The sequence below is a fragment of the Pseudomonas sp. GW821-FHT09C10 genome, assembly GCF_059418085.1.
Genome location: NZ_JBWKPE010000006.1, coordinates 1 through 15,550, shown reverse-complemented (window position 1 = coordinate 15,550; position 15,550 = coordinate 1). Strand labels below are relative to the sequence as shown.

Here is a 15,550-nt window from a genome sequence, read left to right as displayed (position 1 = left end):
CCGCCAGGGGTTATCTGTCACATCGATGAGTGCTCGAAAGGCCCTGCCCTTTGGAAGGAAACCCTGTTATGCGCCTGAGTGCCAGCGCTATTGCGCTTGTTGTCGGACTGCTGGTCAACCATGGGGCGCAAGCCTCCGAACTGCCACAACGCTGGGTGAGTGCCGGTGGGGCGCTGTCGGAATGGGTCACGGCGTTGGGCGGTGAGCCGAAGTTGGTCGGCGTGGACACCACCAGCCAGCATCCTGAATCGCTCAAGGCGTTGCCAAGTATCGGCTATCAGCGGCAATTGTCGGCCGAAGGCATTCTCAGCCTGCGCCCACAGGTGCTGGTGGGGACTGAAGAGATGGGGCCGCCGCCGGTGCTGGCGCAGATTCGCAGTGCAGGTGTCCAGGTCGAGATGTTCTCGGCGCAGCCGGATTTGCCGACCTTGAAGGGTAATCTTCAGCACCTGGGCAAGTTGCTGGGAGATGAGGCTAAGGCCAGTGCATTGTTTACCGGATATGAACGGGCCCTTGATCAGCAGAAAAGCTGGGTCGCCAAGGCGCAGGCCGCGCAGAAGGCACCGGGCGTGTTGCTGCTGATCGGTCATGCTGGCGGCAAGCCGCTGATTGCCGGTAAGGACACAGCGGGCGATTGGGTGGTGCAGCAGGCCGGCGGGCATAACCTGGCTACCCACAGCGGTTACAAGCCATTTTCGGTGGAGTCGTTGGCAGGGCTGAGCCCTGATGTGCTGGTGTTTGCCGATCGTGCCCTTACCGGAGACGCGGCGCGCGCGGCGTTGTTCAAGGAGAATCCGATCCTGGCTTCGACGCCGGCGGCCAAGCGTGGGCGTGTGTTCGAGCTGGACCCGACCTTGCTGGTGGGTGGGCTTGGACCGCGCCTGCCGCAGAGTCTTGTGAAACTCTCGGCCAGCTTTTACCCGTCACAGGCTAAACCCGCTCCATGACCACTCTGGTTAAGCCGAAAACGCTGTTCATCGGCCTGGCACTGTTATGCCTGTTGGCGACCTGGCTCTCGTTGGCATTGGGCCCGGTAAGCTTGCCGTTGCTGGATACGCTCAAGGCGGCATTGCGCTTGATGGGCGTGCCGATAGAGGCGCAAGGCCTGGAGCAGGCTGAGTTGATCCTGGGGCAGATTCGTTTGCCGCGGACGTTGCTCGGTTTGGCGGTGGGCGGCGTATTGGCATTGTCCGGCGTGGCCATGCAAGGGTTGTTTCGTAACCCGCTGGCCGATCCGGGGTTGGTCGGGGTTTCCAGCGGGGCGGCACTGGGGGCGGCAATCGCCATTGTCGGCGGTGCGTTTTTTGGTGGGTTACCGGAGGCATTCGGGCCTTATGTGCTGTCGCTGTGCGCGTTTCTAGGCGGGCTGGGCGTTACCGCGCTGGTTTATCGGCTGGGGCGCCGTAACGGTCAGACCAATGTGGCGACGATGCTGCTTGCCGGCATTGCCCTCACTGCACTGGCAAGCTCGGCAGTGGGCCTGTTCACCTACCTGGCGGACGACGCCACCCTGCGTACCCTGACGTTGTGGAACCTTGGCAGCCTCAACGGCGCGAGCTATTCGCGGTTATGGCCCTTATTGCTGGTCAGTGCCGGTGTGGCGCTCTGGTTGCCGCGCCGGGCCAAGGCGTTGAATGCGCTGTTGCTCGGCGAATCCGAGGCCAGTCATCTGGGAATTGATGTTGAAGGGCTCAAGCGCGAGTTGGTGTTCTGTACCGCATTAGGTGTAGGTGCTGCGGTGGCTGCGGCGGGCATGATTGGTTTTGTCGGGCTGGTGGTGCCACATCTGGTCAGGTTGCTGGCCGGGCCTGATCACCGCGTGCTGCTGCCGGCGTCGATATTGGCGGGCGCGAGTTTGTTGCTGTTTGCCGACTTGGTTGCGCGGCTGGCCTTGGCGCCGGCTGAATTGCCGATTGGTATCGTGACTGCGTTTATTGGTGCGCCGTTTTTTCTTTACCTGTTGTTACGGGGGCGTGCCTGATGCTGCGTGTTGAAGGCCTGCAGATCCGGCGTGGCCACAAGGTCGTGCTGGCGGATGTCACTCTGGAGTTGCTGCCGGGTGAAGTGCTCGGTGTGCTGGGTCCCAATGGCGCGGGCAAGAGTACGTTGCTGGGGGCGTTGTGCGGTGAGTTGCATCCGGATCAGGGCGAGGTGTGGTTGGGGCAGCAGGCGTTGAAAGACTGGAGCGGGTCGCAGCGCGCGCAGCGGCTGGCGGTGTTGCCACAAACCTCGACCCTGGACTTCGCGTTCCGTGTCGAAGAGGTGGTCGGCATGGGCCGTTTGCCCCACCAGGCGGGGCGTGTGCGCGATGATGAAATTATCCATGCGGCCTTGCTGGCGGCGGACGTCGCACACTTGAAAGGTCGCAGTTACTTGGCGCTGTCTGGTGGCGAGCGTCAACGCGTGCACTTGGCGCGGGTGCTGGCGCAATTATGGCCAGGTGAGTCGGGGCAGACATTGCTGCTGGATGAGCCGACATCGATGCTGGACCCCCTGCATCAGCACACGACCCTGCAAGCGATTCGCCGCTTTGCCGATCGTGGTGCGGCGGTGCTGGTGATCCTCCATGATCTGAACCTGGCTGCGCGCTACTGTGATCGCATTTTGCTGCTGGAGCAGGGCCGTCCCCACGCCTTGGATACACCGGCGCAGGTGCTGCGGCCCGAGCCGCTTAAGGCCGTGTTTGGTTTGGAAGTATTGGTTCAGCCGCACCCGGAGCGTGGGCATCCGTTAATCATTGCTCGCTGAGGCGTGCTTTTTCACAGGCAAAAAAAGACCCGGCAAAAGCCGGGTCAAATAACCGTGATTAGCCTGATGAGGAGATAATCTGAGAGTCCGAACCAATGGTCTTTCAGTTATCGGCTGATCTCGCGACCAGTTGTGATAATCATAACGATTCTCATTTGAGAGTCAACAGTTGTTTTTGAAGGATCTGCGGTTTTCCTCAAACGTCCGTTCGAAGTGCGTATAAACATTGGGCCTTGCTGACGATCTAGCTCTTCTGACGCGCTGAAATGGCATCCAGCTGGCGATTCAATGCCTCCTTACGCTCGACCGGAATGTCATTCCAGTGCACGTCCATCAGGGCCCCTTCAATCGCATAGAGCAACACTTTTGATGCGCGAAACCCGCGAGTCCTGACGGCTCGATACGCATCGACCGCTCCCAGGCGACGCAAGTCGGATGCACTGTGGATGCCCACCGCATGCAGCCACTGCGCTGACGTCTTGCCGAGGTTTTTCAGGTGTTGCAGCTCATCGTTCATCAAGCCTCCTTGCGACGGCCGAATGGTGCGGTGGGTATCGTGACCAGGCAGGCCTGAACAGCAGTGTAGCGCTCAGTAGGAAAAGCGTAGTTCTTTGGTCTGAAACGGCCAAAAAGCTTATAAGAATGGCGCGGGGATTTTGACGCGGGGCAGGCGTGAAGCACCCGCTACGCATTGCGCGTAGTCGGGCTTGGATCGAATCTTACTTGGTACGGTAGCGCAGTCGCGTGCCGAAATTGACCGACATGAGGATCTCATCGGCAGTCAATTCAGGCGGGAAGTAGGTGCCCGAAATCTGCGCATGGGCCAGGCTGGCGCCTTCCAGCGAGCAGTCGCGCAAATCCAGGCCGCGCAAGTCGGCGGAGCGGAAATACGCGTCGGTGAAATCCACACCGGTGGCATTCAAGTCGCGCAGGTCCAGTCCACGGAAGTCGCCACCGCGCATGTCGATAATGCCGCCTGCCGGGCGTTCCTGGTTGAAACCACGGATATCGTCTTTATGCAGGAGTGCGTAGAGCGGTGTATCTAGAAGCTTGGGCTGACTCATGAAAACGACTCCTGTTGGATTTATGACGCCATTATAGTGCCACTATCTCTTGGCGTGCGCCCAAGTAGACGACACGACCAAGAAATTTTTCTTACAGGCCTGGCAGGCGCTGGCGAATTTGCGCGACCAACGCATCGAGGGTTCCGCTTTGGTTGGTCTCGACGCGTTTACTCAGCAACAGTTCTTCGGCGGTCAGTGGGTCACGGTTGGCCTGTTGTTCTTCGATAACGCTCAGGGTCGCGTCGGATGGATCGTTTTTGTCGGCCTGACGTTGCGCCAACCAACTGGTGATAACCGCCTGTGGCGCGTTGCAGTCCAGGATCAGGAACGGCGCCCCCGTGGCTTCGGCCACTTTGGCTGCGGCGTCGCGTTGTTCGCGTTTGAGGAAGGTGGCATCCAGTACTACCGGGAAGCCGGCGCGCAGCACGGTATCCGCGATGTCATTCAAGCGAGCGTAGGTCCTGGCGCTGGCGTCGGACGCATAGATGCCGGCCTGGGGCGTGTTTTCCACCTGCTGCTCGCCGAACATGCGCTTGCGCTCCACGTCCGAGCGCAAGCGTACAGCGCCCAATGCTTCCACCAGGCGCATGGCCACGTGGCTTTTGCCGACTGCCGAGACACCGTGGGTAATTGCCAGGAAACGCGATGGAATAGTGCTGTAGCTTTCCGCCAGGTTGGCGTAGTTGCGGTATTGGCGCAGGGTGGTGGCGCGCTGCACCGGGCTTGCCTCGCTCGGCATGCTGAACAGCGACACCTTGGCACGCACCAGGGCGCGGTAGGCTTTGTAGAAGTTCAGCACTTCAAGGCCCTGATAATCACCGGTCAGTTCCAGGTACTGGCTGATAAAACGCCGCGCCAGGGACTTGAGGCCGCGGTCTTCCAGGTCCATGGCCAGGAAAGCGGTGTCGGCGTACACATCGGTGAAGCGAAACGGCTCGTTGAACTCGATACAGTCGAAGATCACCACCTTGTCGTCAATCAAGGTGGCGTTGCCGAGGTGGATGTCACCGTGGCACTCGCGGGTGAAACCGTCGAGCTTGCGCTGTGCCAGCAGCGGTTTCAGGCGTTCGAAGCTGCTTTCGGCCCAGGCTTGCAGGGCGTCCAGTTGAATCAGGTCGGCCTTGTCGCTGAGGAATGGGCGGATCTGGTCGAAGTTCTGCCGTACCGGTGCCATCACTTCATCGGGGGTGCCGGCCGCGTGGTCCTGAGGCACTTTTGGTGCGGCGAGGTGAAAGCGTGCGATCTGCCTGGCCATTTCATCGATGTGCGCGGCGGTCAATTCGCCATTGGCCTGCAAGGTGCTGAGCAATTGGCTCTGCGGGAACTGACGCATCTTCAGGGCATATTCGATCACCGGGCCGTCGCCACCCAGTTGCGGGGCTTCGGCTGTGCCGGTAATCGGCAACACTTCCAGATACAGATCCGTGGTCAGGCGTTGGTTGAGGCGCAGTTCTTCGTTGCAGAAGTGCCCGCGTTTCTCCAGGTCGGTGAAGTCCAGGAACCCGAAGTTCATCGGTTTCTTCAATTTATAGGCGTAGGGGCCGGTCAAGATGACCCATGAAATATGCGTTTCGATGACCTGGAACGCTTCAACCGGATGAGGGTACAAAGCCGGGTTTTGCAGGGCTGCGATCAGTGGCTGGCTCACGGGCGATCCTTCAGAGTCGGTGGGAAATCATGGCGCGCATTATGGCTGCTACGGGCGGTCGTGCAAACCGCTGTCCGGCTCATGTTGATCATCAATAAAGTGCGTATAATCCGCCGCCATGACTCGAACCCGATCTCCCCGTTCCCGTAAAAAACCTCCTTCCCGCGGCCTGCGCCCGTGGCTTGGCTGGGCGCTCAAGCTCGGCCTGGTAGGCCTTGTGGTGCTCGCTGGCTTTGCGGTGTACCTCGACGCTGTGGTCCAGGAGAAGTTCTCCGGCAAGCGCTGGACTATCCCGGCCAAGGTGTATGCACGCCCGCTGGAACTGTTCACCGGCCAGAAGCTGAGCAAGGATGACTTCCTCACCGAACTCGACGCCCTGGGCTATCGACGCGAACCCGTGAGCAATGGTCCGGGCGCGGCTGCGGTCAGCGGCAACACCGTCGACCTCAATACCCGCGGCTTCCAGTTCTATGAAGGCCTGGAGAAGGCCCAGCCTGTGCGCGTGCGCTTCTCCGGCGACTACGTCGCCGAACTGTCGTCCCTGAACGGCTCCAAGTTGCCGGTGGTACGCCTTGAACCGCTGATGATCGGCGGGATTTACCCGAAGAACCTTGAAGATCGCATCCTGATCAAGCTTGATCAGGTGCCGCCGTATCTACTGGAAACGTTGGTGGCTGTAGAGGACCGCGACTTTTATAGTCACTGGGGCGTTTCGCCGAAGTCGATTGCCCGTGCCGTCTGGGTGAATACTTCCGGCGGCAGGATGACCCAGGGCGGCAGTACGCTGACCCAGCAGTTGGTGAAGAACTTCTACCTGACCAACGAGCGCAGCCTGACCCGTAAGCTCACCGAAGCCATGATGGCGATGCTGCTCGAGCTGCACTACAGCAAGCAGGAGATCCTTGAGGCGTACCTCAACGAGGTATTCGTCGGCCAGGATGGTCAGCGCGCGGTGCACGGCTTCGGTCTGGCCAGCCAGTTCTTCTTTGGTCAACCGCTGTCGGAGTTGAAGCTGCATCAGGTTGCCTTGTTGGTGGGCATGGTCAAGGGGCCTTCCTACTACAACCCGCGTCGTAATCCGGAGCGTGCGCTTGAGCGCCGTAACCTGGTGCTCGATGTGCTTGAACAGCAAGGCGTTGCCACGGCGGAACAAGTGGCCGCGGCGAAAAAAATGCCACTGGGTGTGACAACCCGCGGGAAGTTGGCGGACAGTTCATTTCCAGGCTTTATCGATCTGGTAAAGCGCCAGTTGCGTGAAGACTATCGCGACGAAGACTTGACCGAAGAAGGCCTGCGAATCTTCACCAGCTTCGACCCGATCCTGCAGATGAAGGCAGAAGCGTCGGTTAACGACACCTTCAAGCGCCTGACGGGCCGTAAGGGCGCCGACGAAGTAGAAGCCGCCATGGTGGTGACCAACCCGGAAACCGGTGAAGTCCAGGCCATGATCGGCAGTCGCCAGGCCAGCTTTGCCGGTTTCAACCGCGCACTGGACGCCGTGCGGCCGATCGGCTCGCTGGTCAAGCCGGCGGTCTACCTGACAGCGCTGGAAAAGCCGAGTAAATACACCCTCACCAGTTGGTTGTCGGATGACCCGCTGTCGGTCAAAGGGGGCGACGGCCAGGTCTGGACGCCGCAGAACTTTGATCGCCGCTCCCACGGCACGGTGTTCCTGTATCAGGGCTTGGCCCATTCCTACAACATTTCCACGTCTCGGCTCGGCTTGGAGGTTGGCGTGCCGAATGTCCTCAAGACGCTCGCGCGCCTGGGCATCACCCGCGAATTCCCGGCCTTCCCATCGATTCTGCTGGGCGCCGGCGCCATGACGCCGATTGAAGTGGCGACCATGTACCAGACCCTCGCCAACGGTGGCTTCAATACCCCGATGCGCGGGATCCGCAGTGTACTGACGGCCGAGGGTGAGCCACTCAGGCGCTATCCGTTCCAGATTCAGCAACGCTTCGACGCGGGCTCCATCTATCTGATCCAGAACGCCATGCAACGTGTGATGCGTGAAGGTACCGGCAGCTCGGTCTATAAGGTGTTGCCTTCCAACCTGACGCTGGCGGGTAAGACCGGTACCAGTAACGACTCGCGCGACAGCTGGTTCGCCGGTTTCGGCCAGGATGTGCTCGCAGTGGTATGGCTGGGCCGTGACGACAATGGCAAGACGCCGTTCACAGGTGCCACCGGCGCACTGCAGGTCTGGACCAGTTTCATGCGCAAGGCCGACCCGCTGCCGTTGAACATGCCGCAGCCGGATAACATCGTGCAGACCTGGATTGATCCGCATACCGGCCAGGGCTCCGATGCCAACTGTCCGGGCGCGGTGCAGATGCCGTATATTCGCGGCAGCGAACCACCAGCCGGTGCTGCGTGCGGTGGCGGAGCCCCTGCAGATGCGGAATCGGTGATGGATTGGGTCAAGGGCTGGATGAATTAAGCAAAGAGGGTTTCAAGTGAACAAGTGGTGGATTCCAGCTATTACAGCTCTGGCTTTGCTCGGCGGTTGCTCCAGCGTGCAGCGCGGCTCTATTCCTGTGGTGGATTCGAGTACAGCTGTCTCCAATAATGACCGTATCTCGGCCAATGGCGGTTTCCGCCAAACCGTGACCAACCGTCCGGCCCAGGCCAGGCCTCAGGCCGTGCCGCAGGATTCGGGTGTGGTCGTGATGGTGCCGGGCGGCGGTGCAGCTACCTCGGCGCCAATCAGTGCCGAGCCTTGGACGCCTGGGCCAAGCTCCTCCGGGCCGATTGATGCCGCGCCGATGCAGACCGCGCCGATCAACCAGGGCACCTACACCATGCCGTCGACGCCGAGCGGCATTCCATCGGCCTCCAGCGCAGGCGGCTTGTCAGCCGACGAGCAATTGGACGGCCCGGTGCTGGCGTTGCTGACCACCGCGCAGCAACAGCAGGCGGGTGGTGACTTGAATGGTGCGTCATCCAGCCTTGAGCGTGCGCAACGTGTTGCTCCGCGCGAGCCGCAAGTGCTGTATCGCCTTGCCCAGGTACGCATGGCCCAGGGCGATGCGCCCCAGGCCGAACAATTCGCTCGTCGTGGTCTCACGCTGGCCAACGGTCGTCCCGACCTGCAAGCCAGCCTGTGGGCGTTGATCGGCGATGCGCGTGCGGCACAAGGTGACGCTGCCGGCGCTGCCCAGGCTCGGCAAAAAGCCAAGGTCAACCTCTGATGGATGGACGGTTTCCCGCGATTGCCGAACAGTTATTGCTGATCGAGCGCGAATTGCGCGTGCAGGGCTGGTGGGATGAGGTGCGCCCCAGTGCCGAAGCGCTCAGCAGTGTCGAGCCCTTTTCGGTGGATACTCTGGACTTCCACCAGTGGTTGCAGTGGGTCTTCCTTGTGCGCATGAAGCAGATTCTCGAGCAGGATCTGCCCTTGCCCAATGCTTCCGGGATCATGGAGATGGCCGAGATGGTCTATGCCGACCGGCCGCTCGAGAGCCTTGGTTTGCGCAATGCGCTGAAAAAGTTCGACCAACTGATCGTCGACGCTCGTTAATTGCCTGGCTGCCGGTTTTTTCGGCAGTCTTGCGCACATTTCTACCGCTTGACGACATTCAGGCGAGTTTTATCCCTCCTCAAAGCCCTTTCTTCTACGTTCTCATGCGCTTAGTTGGAAAAAAGCGCAATTATTGCTTGACTTGAGAGGCCTGAAACAGAAGAATCCAAAGTCCGCTGTATCGGGACTGCCAGAAGCAGGCCCGCTCAGCAGATCATGAGGCGCACATCCGCGCCGACCTGTTACACCCGCAACGCGTTACCTCGCGCTGGGTGGGAAAAGCCCGCAACACTTGGGACGATCCCAATACTTGCTCAGTCAGTGCTGACGTAGTCGGCGACCACCGTCGCTCATGCTCTGTTGAGAAGTAAACCTATTAAGACCCGTCGGTTTTCAACGGACGGTATTCTGGCGTTTTAGAGGTGAACAACGTGGAGCTTTTATCTGGCGGTGAGATGCTCGTCCGCTTTTTGCGTGACGAAGGCGTCGACTATATCTACGGGTACCCAGGTGGTGCTCTGCTGCATGTTTACGACGCACTGTTCAAGGAACCGGCTGTTACCCACATCCTGGTTCGCCACGAACAGGCCGCGACCCATATGGCTGACGGTTATGCCCGTGCCACCGGTAAAGCCGGTGTGGTACTGGTAACCTCCGGCCCAGGCGCAACCAATGCCATTACCGGCATCGCGACTGCTTATATGGACTCCATTCCGATGGTGATCATTTCCGGCCAGGTGCCAAGCACCATGGTGGGGACCGATGCGTTCCAGGAAACCGACATGATCGGTATCTCCAGGCCGATCGTGAAACACAGCTTCATGATCAAGCATGCGTCGGAAATCCCGGACGTCATGAAAAAGGCCTTCTACCTCGCACAGTCCGGTCGCCCGGGGCCTGTCGTGGTCGATATCCCGAAAGACATGACCAACCCGGCTGAAAAATTCGAATACGTTTTCCCGAAGAAAGCCAAGCTGCGTTCCTACAGCCCGGCCGTTCGTGGGCACTCGGGGCAAATCCGCAAGGCGGCAGAAATGCTCCTGGCGGCCAAGCGCCCCGTGTTGTACTCGGGGGGTGGCGTGATCCTGGGCGGTGGTTCTGCACCGCTGACCGAGTTGGCCAAACTGCTCAACCTGCCAGTCACCAACACCCTGATGGGCCTCGGCGCATTCCCAGGTACGGACCGTCAGTTCGTGGGCATGCTGGGCATGCACGGCAGCTACACCGCCAACCTGACCATGCACCACGCCGACGTGATCCTGGCAGTGGGCGCGCGTTTTGATGACCGCGTGATCAACGGCGCGAGCAAGTTCTGCCCGAATGCCAAGATCATCCACATCGACATCGACCCGGCGTCCATCTCCAAGACCATCAAGGCCGATGTGCCGATCGTAGGTCCTGTAGAAAGTGTATTGACCGAAATGGTCGCTGCGCTCAAGGACATCGGCGAGACGCCGAACAAGGAATCCGTTGCCAGCTGGTGGAAGCAGATCGACGAATGGCGTGGTGACCGTGGCCTGTTCCCTTACGACAAGGGCGACGGCAGCATCATCAAGCCACAAACCGTGATCGAGACCCTCTGCGAAGTAACCAAGGGCGACGCCTTTGTGACCTCCGATGTGGGCCAGCACCAGATGTTCGCCGCGCAGTACTACAAGTTCGACAAGCCTAACCGCTGGATCAACTCCGGTGGCCTGGGCACGATGGGCTTTGGTTTCCCGGCAGCCATGGGCGTGAAACTGAGTTTCCCGGACTCTGACGTTGCCTGCGTCACCGGTGAAGGCAGCATTCAGATGAACATCCAGGAGCTGTCGACATGCCTGCAGTACGGTCTTCCTGTGAAGATTGTCTGCTTGAACAACGGTGTGCTGGGTATGGTTCGTCAATGGCAGGACATGAGCTACGGTAGCCGTCATTCCCATTCCTACATGGAATCGTTGCCGGATTTCATCAAGTTGGTTGAAGCCTATGGCCACGTTGGCATTCGCATCACCGATCTGAAAGATCTGAAGCCGAAGATGGAAGAAGCGTTCGCCATGAAGGACCGTCTGGTGTTCATCGATATTCAGGTGGATACCAGTGAGCACGTCTACCCGATGCAGATCAAAGACGGCTCTATGCGCGACATGTGGCTGAACAAGACGGAGCGTACTTAATCATGCGGCACATTATCTCCCTGCTTCTGGAGAACGAACCCGGCGCTCTGTCTCGTGTTGTCGGCCTGTTTTCGCAACGCAACTACAACATCGAAAGCCTGACCGTGGCGCCGACCGAAGACCCGACTTTGTCGCGCCTGACGTTGACCACCGTGGGCCACGATGAGGTGATCGAGCAGATCACCAAGAACCTCAACAAGCTGATCGAAGTGGTCAAGCTGGTCGACCTGTCGGAGAGTGCCCACATCGAGCGCGAGCTGATGCTGGTCAAGGTCAAGGCAACGGGGGCCCAGCGTGCCGAGATCAAGCGCACTACCGATATTTATCGCGGGCAGATCGTCGATGTGAGCGCCAGTGTTTATACCGTTCAACTGACCGGTACGAGCGACAAGCTGGACAGCTTCATCCAGTCGATCGGGACGGCCTCGATTCTGGAAACGGTACGCAGTGGTGTCACCGGGATTGCCCGTGGCGACAAAGTACTCAGCATCTAACCCAAATTAGCGAATGGCCTTACGGCCTGGATATATAGAGGAACCTCATGAAAGTTTATTACGATAAAGATTGTGACCTGTCGATCATCCAGGGCAAGAAAGTCGCCATCATCGGCTACGGCTCCCAGGGTCACGCGCAAGCTTGCAACCTGAAAGACTCCGGCGTTGACGTGACTGTTGGCCTGCGTAAAGGCTCGGCCACCGTTGCCAAAGCTGAAGCCCACGGCCTGAAAGTGACTGACGTTGCTTCCGCTGTTGCTGCCGCCGACCTGGTCATGATCCTGACCCCGGACGAGTTCCAGTCCGCGCTGTACAAGAACGAGATCGAGCCGAACATCAAGAAGGGCGCCACCCTGGCCTTCTCCCACGGCTTCGCGATCCACTACAACCAGGTTGTACCGCGCGCTGACCTCGACGTGATCATGATCGCGCCGAAAGCACCGGGCCACACCGTACGTTCCGAGTTCGTCAAAGGCGGCGGTATCCCTGACCTGATCGCGATCTACCAGGATGCTTCGGGCAACGCCAAGAACGTTGCGCTGTCTTACGCTGCTGGCGTGGGTGGCGGTCGTACCGGCATCATCGAAACCACCTTCAAGGACGAGACCGAAACCGACCTGTTCGGCGAGCAAGCCGTTCTGTGCGGCGGTACCGTTGAGCTGGTTAAAGCCGGTTTCGAAACCCTGGTTGAAGCTGGCTACGCGCCGGAAATGGCCTACTTCGAATGCCTGCACGAACTGAAGCTGATCGTTGACCTCATGTACGAAGGCGGTATCGCCAACATGAACTACTCGATCTCCAACAACGCCGAATACGGCGAGTACGTGACTGGCCCGGAAGTCATCAACGCCGAGTCCCGCCAGGCTATGCGCAACGCCCTGAAACGTATTCAGGACGGCGAGTACGCCAAAATGTTCATCAGCGAAGGTGCTACCGGCTACCCTTCGATGACCGCAAAGCGTCGTAACAACGCTGCTCACGGTATCGAAGTCATCGGCGAGCAACTGCGCTCCATGATGCCGTGGATCGGTGCCAACAAGATCGTCGACAAAGCCAAAAACTAAGTCGTACGTATCAACAGAAAACGCGGCTTAGGCCGCGTTTTTTCGTTTGAGGGGCGGGTTCTGGTATAAAGCTGCATCGTTTGCGGGCGAACACTCGCCGCAAGTATTGGTCGAATTTTTTTCACACCGTTGCAAGGTAAAGTCCATGAGCGAACGTCCCGAAGAGCCAAACCAGGCTTCTGACGCCGAAAGCCTGCTGCCGATCGATGAACATGTCGAAGAAGGGCATGACGCTGAAGGCCGCAAGGTCCGGCATCGTGGCATCTATTTGCTGCCCAATCTGTTCACTACGGCAAACCTGTTTGCCGGGTTCTATTCCATCATCAACTCAATGAGTGCCCAAAGTGCCTTGGCGGCGGGTGATGCGGCGAGCGCCAGCAAGTATTTCGGCTTTGCTGCCATCGCGATTTTCGTGGCCATGGTGCTGGATGGCCTTGATGGTCGTGTGGCGCGCATGACCAACACCCAAAGCGCCTTCGGAGCCGAGTATGACTCGCTATCGGACATGGTTGCCTTTGGTGTCGCACCTGCACTGCTGGCCTTCGCCTGGGCGCTGGGGGATATGGGTAAGGTTGGCTGGATGGTCGCCTTCATCTATGTTGCGGGGGCGGCGTTGCGTCTGGCTCGCTTCAATACCCAGGTGGGTACTGCTGACAAGCGTTACTTCATCGGTCTGGCCAGTCCGGCAGCGGCGGGCGTGGTGGCGGGTATCGTCTGGGCGTTCAGCGACTACGGCATCCAGGGTTCGAAAATGTCGTTCCTGGTGGCGTTGATGGTTGCTGCGGCCGGTATGCTGATGGTCAGTAATATCAAGTACAACAGCTTCAAGGAGCTTGACCTCAAGGGGCGTGTACCGTTCGTGGCGATCCTGGCAGTGGTACTGGTGTTTGCGGTGGTCTTCAGTGATCCTCCTCGGATCCTGCTATTGGCCTTTCTGGTCTACGCCGCTTCGGGGCCGATTCAGTACTTGCTGCATATGCGCCGGGACAAAACGTTGCCTTAATGTAATTTCCCCCATACTCCGCAGTCTATTGGTGCATCAGTTCTCCAATGCTGCGGAGTTGCCATGTTAATCAAATTGCCCAAAGCGTCCGATTGCCAAGAGTCGGATGTCACGCCTGAATCCTTCTACCTTTCTCGCCGTAGCTTGCTCGGCGGTGCGCTTGCCGGCATTGCTGCCAGCAGCCTGCCGCGTTGGGCCAGTGCTGACGAGGCCGCGCGTTATCCCGATGTTGAGCCTGGCAAGGCGCCCAATTGGTTTGCCGAAAAATTGCCGGCAACGAAATGGCAGGCAGTGACGGTCAAGGATGAGTCCATCACCCCGTTCAAGGACGCAACCCACTACAACAATTTCTATGAGTTCGGTACAGACAAGGGTGATCCTGCGAAAAATGCAGGCTCACTCAAGACCGAGCCCTGGAGTGTGGTGATCGATGGCGAGGTTGCAAAACCGGGGCGTTACGCCCTTGAAGACTTCATGAAGCCCTATCAATTAGAAGAGCGGATCTACCGTTTACGCTGTGTCGAGGCGTGGTCGATGGTCATCCCGTGGATGGGTTTTCCGATCTCTGCCTTACTCAAGCAGGTTGAGCCGACCTCCAAGGCCAAATACATCCGCTTTGAAACCCTCCAGGATGCCAAGAGCATGCCTGGGCAGCGCTCGAGTTTTGGCTTGATTGACTGGCCATATGTAGAAGGGCTGCGTCTGGATGAAGCGATGAACCCTTTGGCGATTCTGGCCGTTGGCATGTATGGGCGCGAGTTGCCCAATCAGAACGGTGCACCGTTACGTCTGGTCGTACCTTGGAAGTACGGTTTCAAGAGCGTGAAATCCATCGTGCGTATCAGTCTTGTAAGCGAGCAGCCCAAAACCACCTGGCAGAGTATTGCGGCGGATGAGTATGGCTTCTATGCGAATGTGAACCCTACGGTGGATCATCCCCGCTGGACCCAGGCGCGGGAGCGTCGTCTGCCAAGTGGGCTGTTCAGTCCCAATGTGCGTGAGACGCAGATGTTCAATGGCTACTCGGATGAGGTCGCCTCTTTATATACAGGCCTCGATCTGCGGAAGAACTACTGATGCGTTACCCCATCTGGCGCATTGGCGTTTTTATAGCTGCGGCAGTGTGGCCGTTATTGTGGCTGTATGAGGCATGGAGTTTTGCCTTGGGGCCGGATCCGGGCAAGGTGCTGGTTGATCGGCTTGGCCTGGGTACCTTGATCCTCTTGTTGATTACCCTTGGAATGACGCCGCTGCAGAAGCTGAGCGGTTGGGCGGGGTGGATTGCCGTGCGCCGGCAGCTTGGATTGTGGTGCTTTGCCTATGTAGTGCTGCATTTGGCGGCGTACTGCGTGTTTGTCCTGGGGCTGGATTGGTCGCAATTGGGTGTGGAATTGCGCAAACGACCTTACATTGTTGTGGGGGCGCTGGGGTTCTTGTCTTTGTTGGTGTTGGCGGTGACGTCTAATCGCTATAGCCAACGCCGACTCGGTAGTCGCTGGAAGAAGCTGCATCGGCTGGTGTATGTGATTCTTGGGCTTGGCCTGTTGCACATGCTGTGGATCGTGCGGGCTGATCTGAAGGAATGGGTTATCTATGCTTCTATAGGTGCGTTGCTTCTGGTGCTGCGTGTACCGCCCGTGGCGCGCCGAATCCCCCGACTTATTACTAAAAAAGCACCCACTGCAACAAAAGCGTAATTAACGCTTGACCGCAGATTGTATCTGTATATAATTCGCCCCACTTCCGGCGCAGTCGAAACGTAAAACTCCTTGTTAAACAACGAGTTATGCAGAATAAGGCAGCGGATTGCTTCAGTTCATCGAAGCCCAGAAGGAGTTGATAGAGTCGTG

The 15,550-nt window shown here is 58.8% G+C and carries 15 protein-coding genes; 12 read left to right on the top strand and 3 right to left on the bottom strand.

The window, feature by feature from the left end:
- The first annotated feature begins 68 nt into the window (after window positions 1-68).
- From AC07OT_RS13480 to AC07OT_RS13470, 3 genes are read left to right on the top strand one after another with little or no spacing between them, the layout of a single operon-like run.
- Window positions 69-947, top strand: coding sequence for a heme/hemin ABC transporter substrate-binding protein (locus AC07OT_RS13480; protein ID WP_495108282.1), 879 nt, complete (start codon window positions 69-71; stop codon window positions 945-947).
- Between the two features lie 50 nt (window positions 948-997).
- Window positions 998-1,981, top strand: a complete 984-nt coding sequence (locus AC07OT_RS13475; protein WP_495108377.1) for a FecCD family ABC transporter permease — start codon at window positions 998-1,000, stop codon at window positions 1,979-1,981.
- Complete coding sequence (locus AC07OT_RS13470; RefSeq protein WP_495108281.1) at window positions 1,981-2,748, top strand: heme ABC transporter ATP-binding protein; 768 nt, start codon at window positions 1,981-1,983, stop codon at window positions 2,746-2,748. The genes AC07OT_RS13475 and AC07OT_RS13470 overlap by 1 nt, the downstream gene beginning before the upstream one ends.
- 244 nt (window positions 2,749-2,992) lie before the next feature.
- Here AC07OT_RS13470 and AC07OT_RS13465 read toward each other — a convergent pair whose 3' ends face one another.
- The 3 genes from AC07OT_RS13465 to AC07OT_RS13455 all read right to left on the bottom strand — a co-directional run bounded on the left by AC07OT_RS13465 (window position 2,993) and on the right by AC07OT_RS13455 (window position 5,460).
- Entirely contained in the window at window positions 2,993-3,265 is a 273-nt protein-coding gene (locus tag AC07OT_RS13465; protein ID WP_027605391.1) for a TfoX/Sxy family protein, read from the bottom strand.
- Between the two features lie 202 nt (window positions 3,266-3,467).
- Window positions 3,468-3,812 carry a pentapeptide repeat-containing protein gene (locus AC07OT_RS13460; RefSeq protein ID WP_027605392.1) on the bottom strand — a complete coding sequence of 115 codons (345 nt, stop codon included), beginning with the start codon at window positions 3,810-3,812 and terminating at the stop codon, window positions 3,468-3,470.
- 91 nt (window positions 3,813-3,903) lie between these two features.
- Window positions 3,904-5,460, bottom strand: a complete 1,557-nt coding sequence (locus tag AC07OT_RS13455) for a bifunctional aminoglycoside phosphotransferase/ATP-binding protein (protein ID WP_495108280.1) — start codon at window positions 5,458-5,460, stop codon at window positions 3,904-3,906.
- Window positions 5,461-5,578: 118 nt separating this feature from the next.
- Here AC07OT_RS13455 and mrcB point away from each other — a divergent pair, with 118 nt between their 5' ends.
- From mrcB to msrQ, 9 genes are all read left to right on the top strand, one after another.
- Window positions 5,579-7,903 (top strand): penicillin-binding protein 1B, encoded by a 2,325-nt coding sequence (gene mrcB, locus AC07OT_RS13450; protein ID WP_495108279.1) that lies wholly within the window; start codon window positions 5,579-5,581, stop codon window positions 7,901-7,903.
- 16 nt (window positions 7,904-7,919) lie between these two features.
- The gene (locus AC07OT_RS13445; protein ID WP_495102466.1) at window positions 7,920-8,654 is read left to right on the top strand and encodes a tetratricopeptide repeat protein; all 735 of its coding nucleotides are present in this window, start codon (window positions 7,920-7,922) and stop codon (window positions 8,652-8,654) included.
- On the top strand, window positions 8,654-8,983 hold the full coding sequence (locus AC07OT_RS13440) for a YqcC family protein (RefSeq protein WP_495108278.1): 330 nt from the start codon (window positions 8,654-8,656) through the stop codon (window positions 8,981-8,983). The genes AC07OT_RS13445 and AC07OT_RS13440 overlap by 1 nt, the downstream gene beginning before the upstream one ends.
- 431 nt (window positions 8,984-9,414) lie before the next feature.
- Window positions 9,415-11,139, top strand: coding sequence for an acetolactate synthase 3 large subunit (locus AC07OT_RS13435; RefSeq protein ID WP_027605397.1), 1,725 nt, complete (start codon window positions 9,415-9,417; stop codon window positions 11,137-11,139).
- 2 nt (window positions 11,140-11,141) lie between these two features.
- The gene (gene ilvN, locus AC07OT_RS13430; RefSeq protein ID WP_003176102.1) at window positions 11,142-11,633 is read left to right on the top strand and encodes an acetolactate synthase small subunit; all 492 of its coding nucleotides are present in this window, start codon (window positions 11,142-11,144) and stop codon (window positions 11,631-11,633) included.
- 47 nt (window positions 11,634-11,680) lie between these two features.
- The gene (ilvC, locus tag AC07OT_RS13425; protein WP_003176099.1) at window positions 11,681-12,697 is read left to right on the top strand and encodes a ketol-acid reductoisomerase; all 1,017 of its coding nucleotides are present in this window, start codon (window positions 11,681-11,683) and stop codon (window positions 12,695-12,697) included.
- Between the two features lie 145 nt (window positions 12,698-12,842).
- Window positions 12,843-13,700, top strand: a complete 858-nt coding sequence (gene pssA, locus AC07OT_RS13420; protein WP_053137711.1) for a CDP-diacylglycerol--serine O-phosphatidyltransferase — start codon at window positions 12,843-12,845, stop codon at window positions 13,698-13,700.
- A 63-nt stretch (window positions 13,701-13,763) separates the two neighbouring features.
- A complete protein-coding gene (msrP, locus tag AC07OT_RS13415) occupies window positions 13,764-14,777 on the top strand; it encodes a protein-methionine-sulfoxide reductase catalytic subunit MsrP (RefSeq protein WP_141156013.1) in 1,014 nt (337 codons plus the stop codon).
- The gene (msrQ, locus tag AC07OT_RS13410; RefSeq protein WP_115487595.1) at window positions 14,777-15,397 is read left to right on the top strand and encodes a protein-methionine-sulfoxide reductase heme-binding subunit MsrQ; all 621 of its coding nucleotides are present in this window, start codon (window positions 14,777-14,779) and stop codon (window positions 15,395-15,397) included. The genes msrP and msrQ overlap by 1 nt, the downstream gene beginning before the upstream one ends.
- The last annotated feature ends 153 nt before the right edge of the window (window positions 15,398-15,550 follow it).

Coding starts and splice junctions, on each gene's coding strand:
- AC07OT_RS13480 (WP_495108282.1), top strand. CDS start 69: ATGCGCCTGAGTGCCAGCGCTATTGCGCTTGTTGTCGGACTGCTGGTC.
- AC07OT_RS13470 (WP_495108281.1), top strand. CDS start 1,981: ATGCTGCGTGTTGAAGGCCTGCAGATCCGGCGTGGCCACAAGGTCGTG.
- AC07OT_RS13465 (WP_027605391.1), bottom strand. CDS start 3,265: ATGAACGATGAGCTGCAACACCTGAAAAACCTCGGCAAGACGTCAGCG.
- AC07OT_RS13460 (WP_027605392.1), bottom strand. CDS start 3,812: ATGAGTCAGCCCAAGCTTCTAGATACACCGCTCTACGCACTCCTGCAT.
- mrcB (WP_495108279.1), top strand. CDS start 5,579: ATGACTCGAACCCGATCTCCCCGTTCCCGTAAAAAACCTCCTTCCCGC.
- AC07OT_RS13440 (WP_495108278.1), top strand. CDS start 8,654: ATGGATGGACGGTTTCCCGCGATTGCCGAACAGTTATTGCTGATCGAG.
- ilvN (WP_003176102.1), top strand. CDS start 11,142: ATGCGGCACATTATCTCCCTGCTTCTGGAGAACGAACCCGGCGCTCTG.
- ilvC (WP_003176099.1), top strand. CDS start 11,681: ATGAAAGTTTATTACGATAAAGATTGTGACCTGTCGATCATCCAGGGC.
- pssA (WP_053137711.1), top strand. CDS start 12,843: ATGAGCGAACGTCCCGAAGAGCCAAACCAGGCTTCTGACGCCGAAAGC.
- msrP (WP_141156013.1), top strand. CDS start 13,764: ATGTTAATCAAATTGCCCAAAGCGTCCGATTGCCAAGAGTCGGATGTC.
- msrQ (WP_115487595.1), top strand. CDS start 14,777: ATGCGTTACCCCATCTGGCGCATTGGCGTTTTTATAGCTGCGGCAGTG.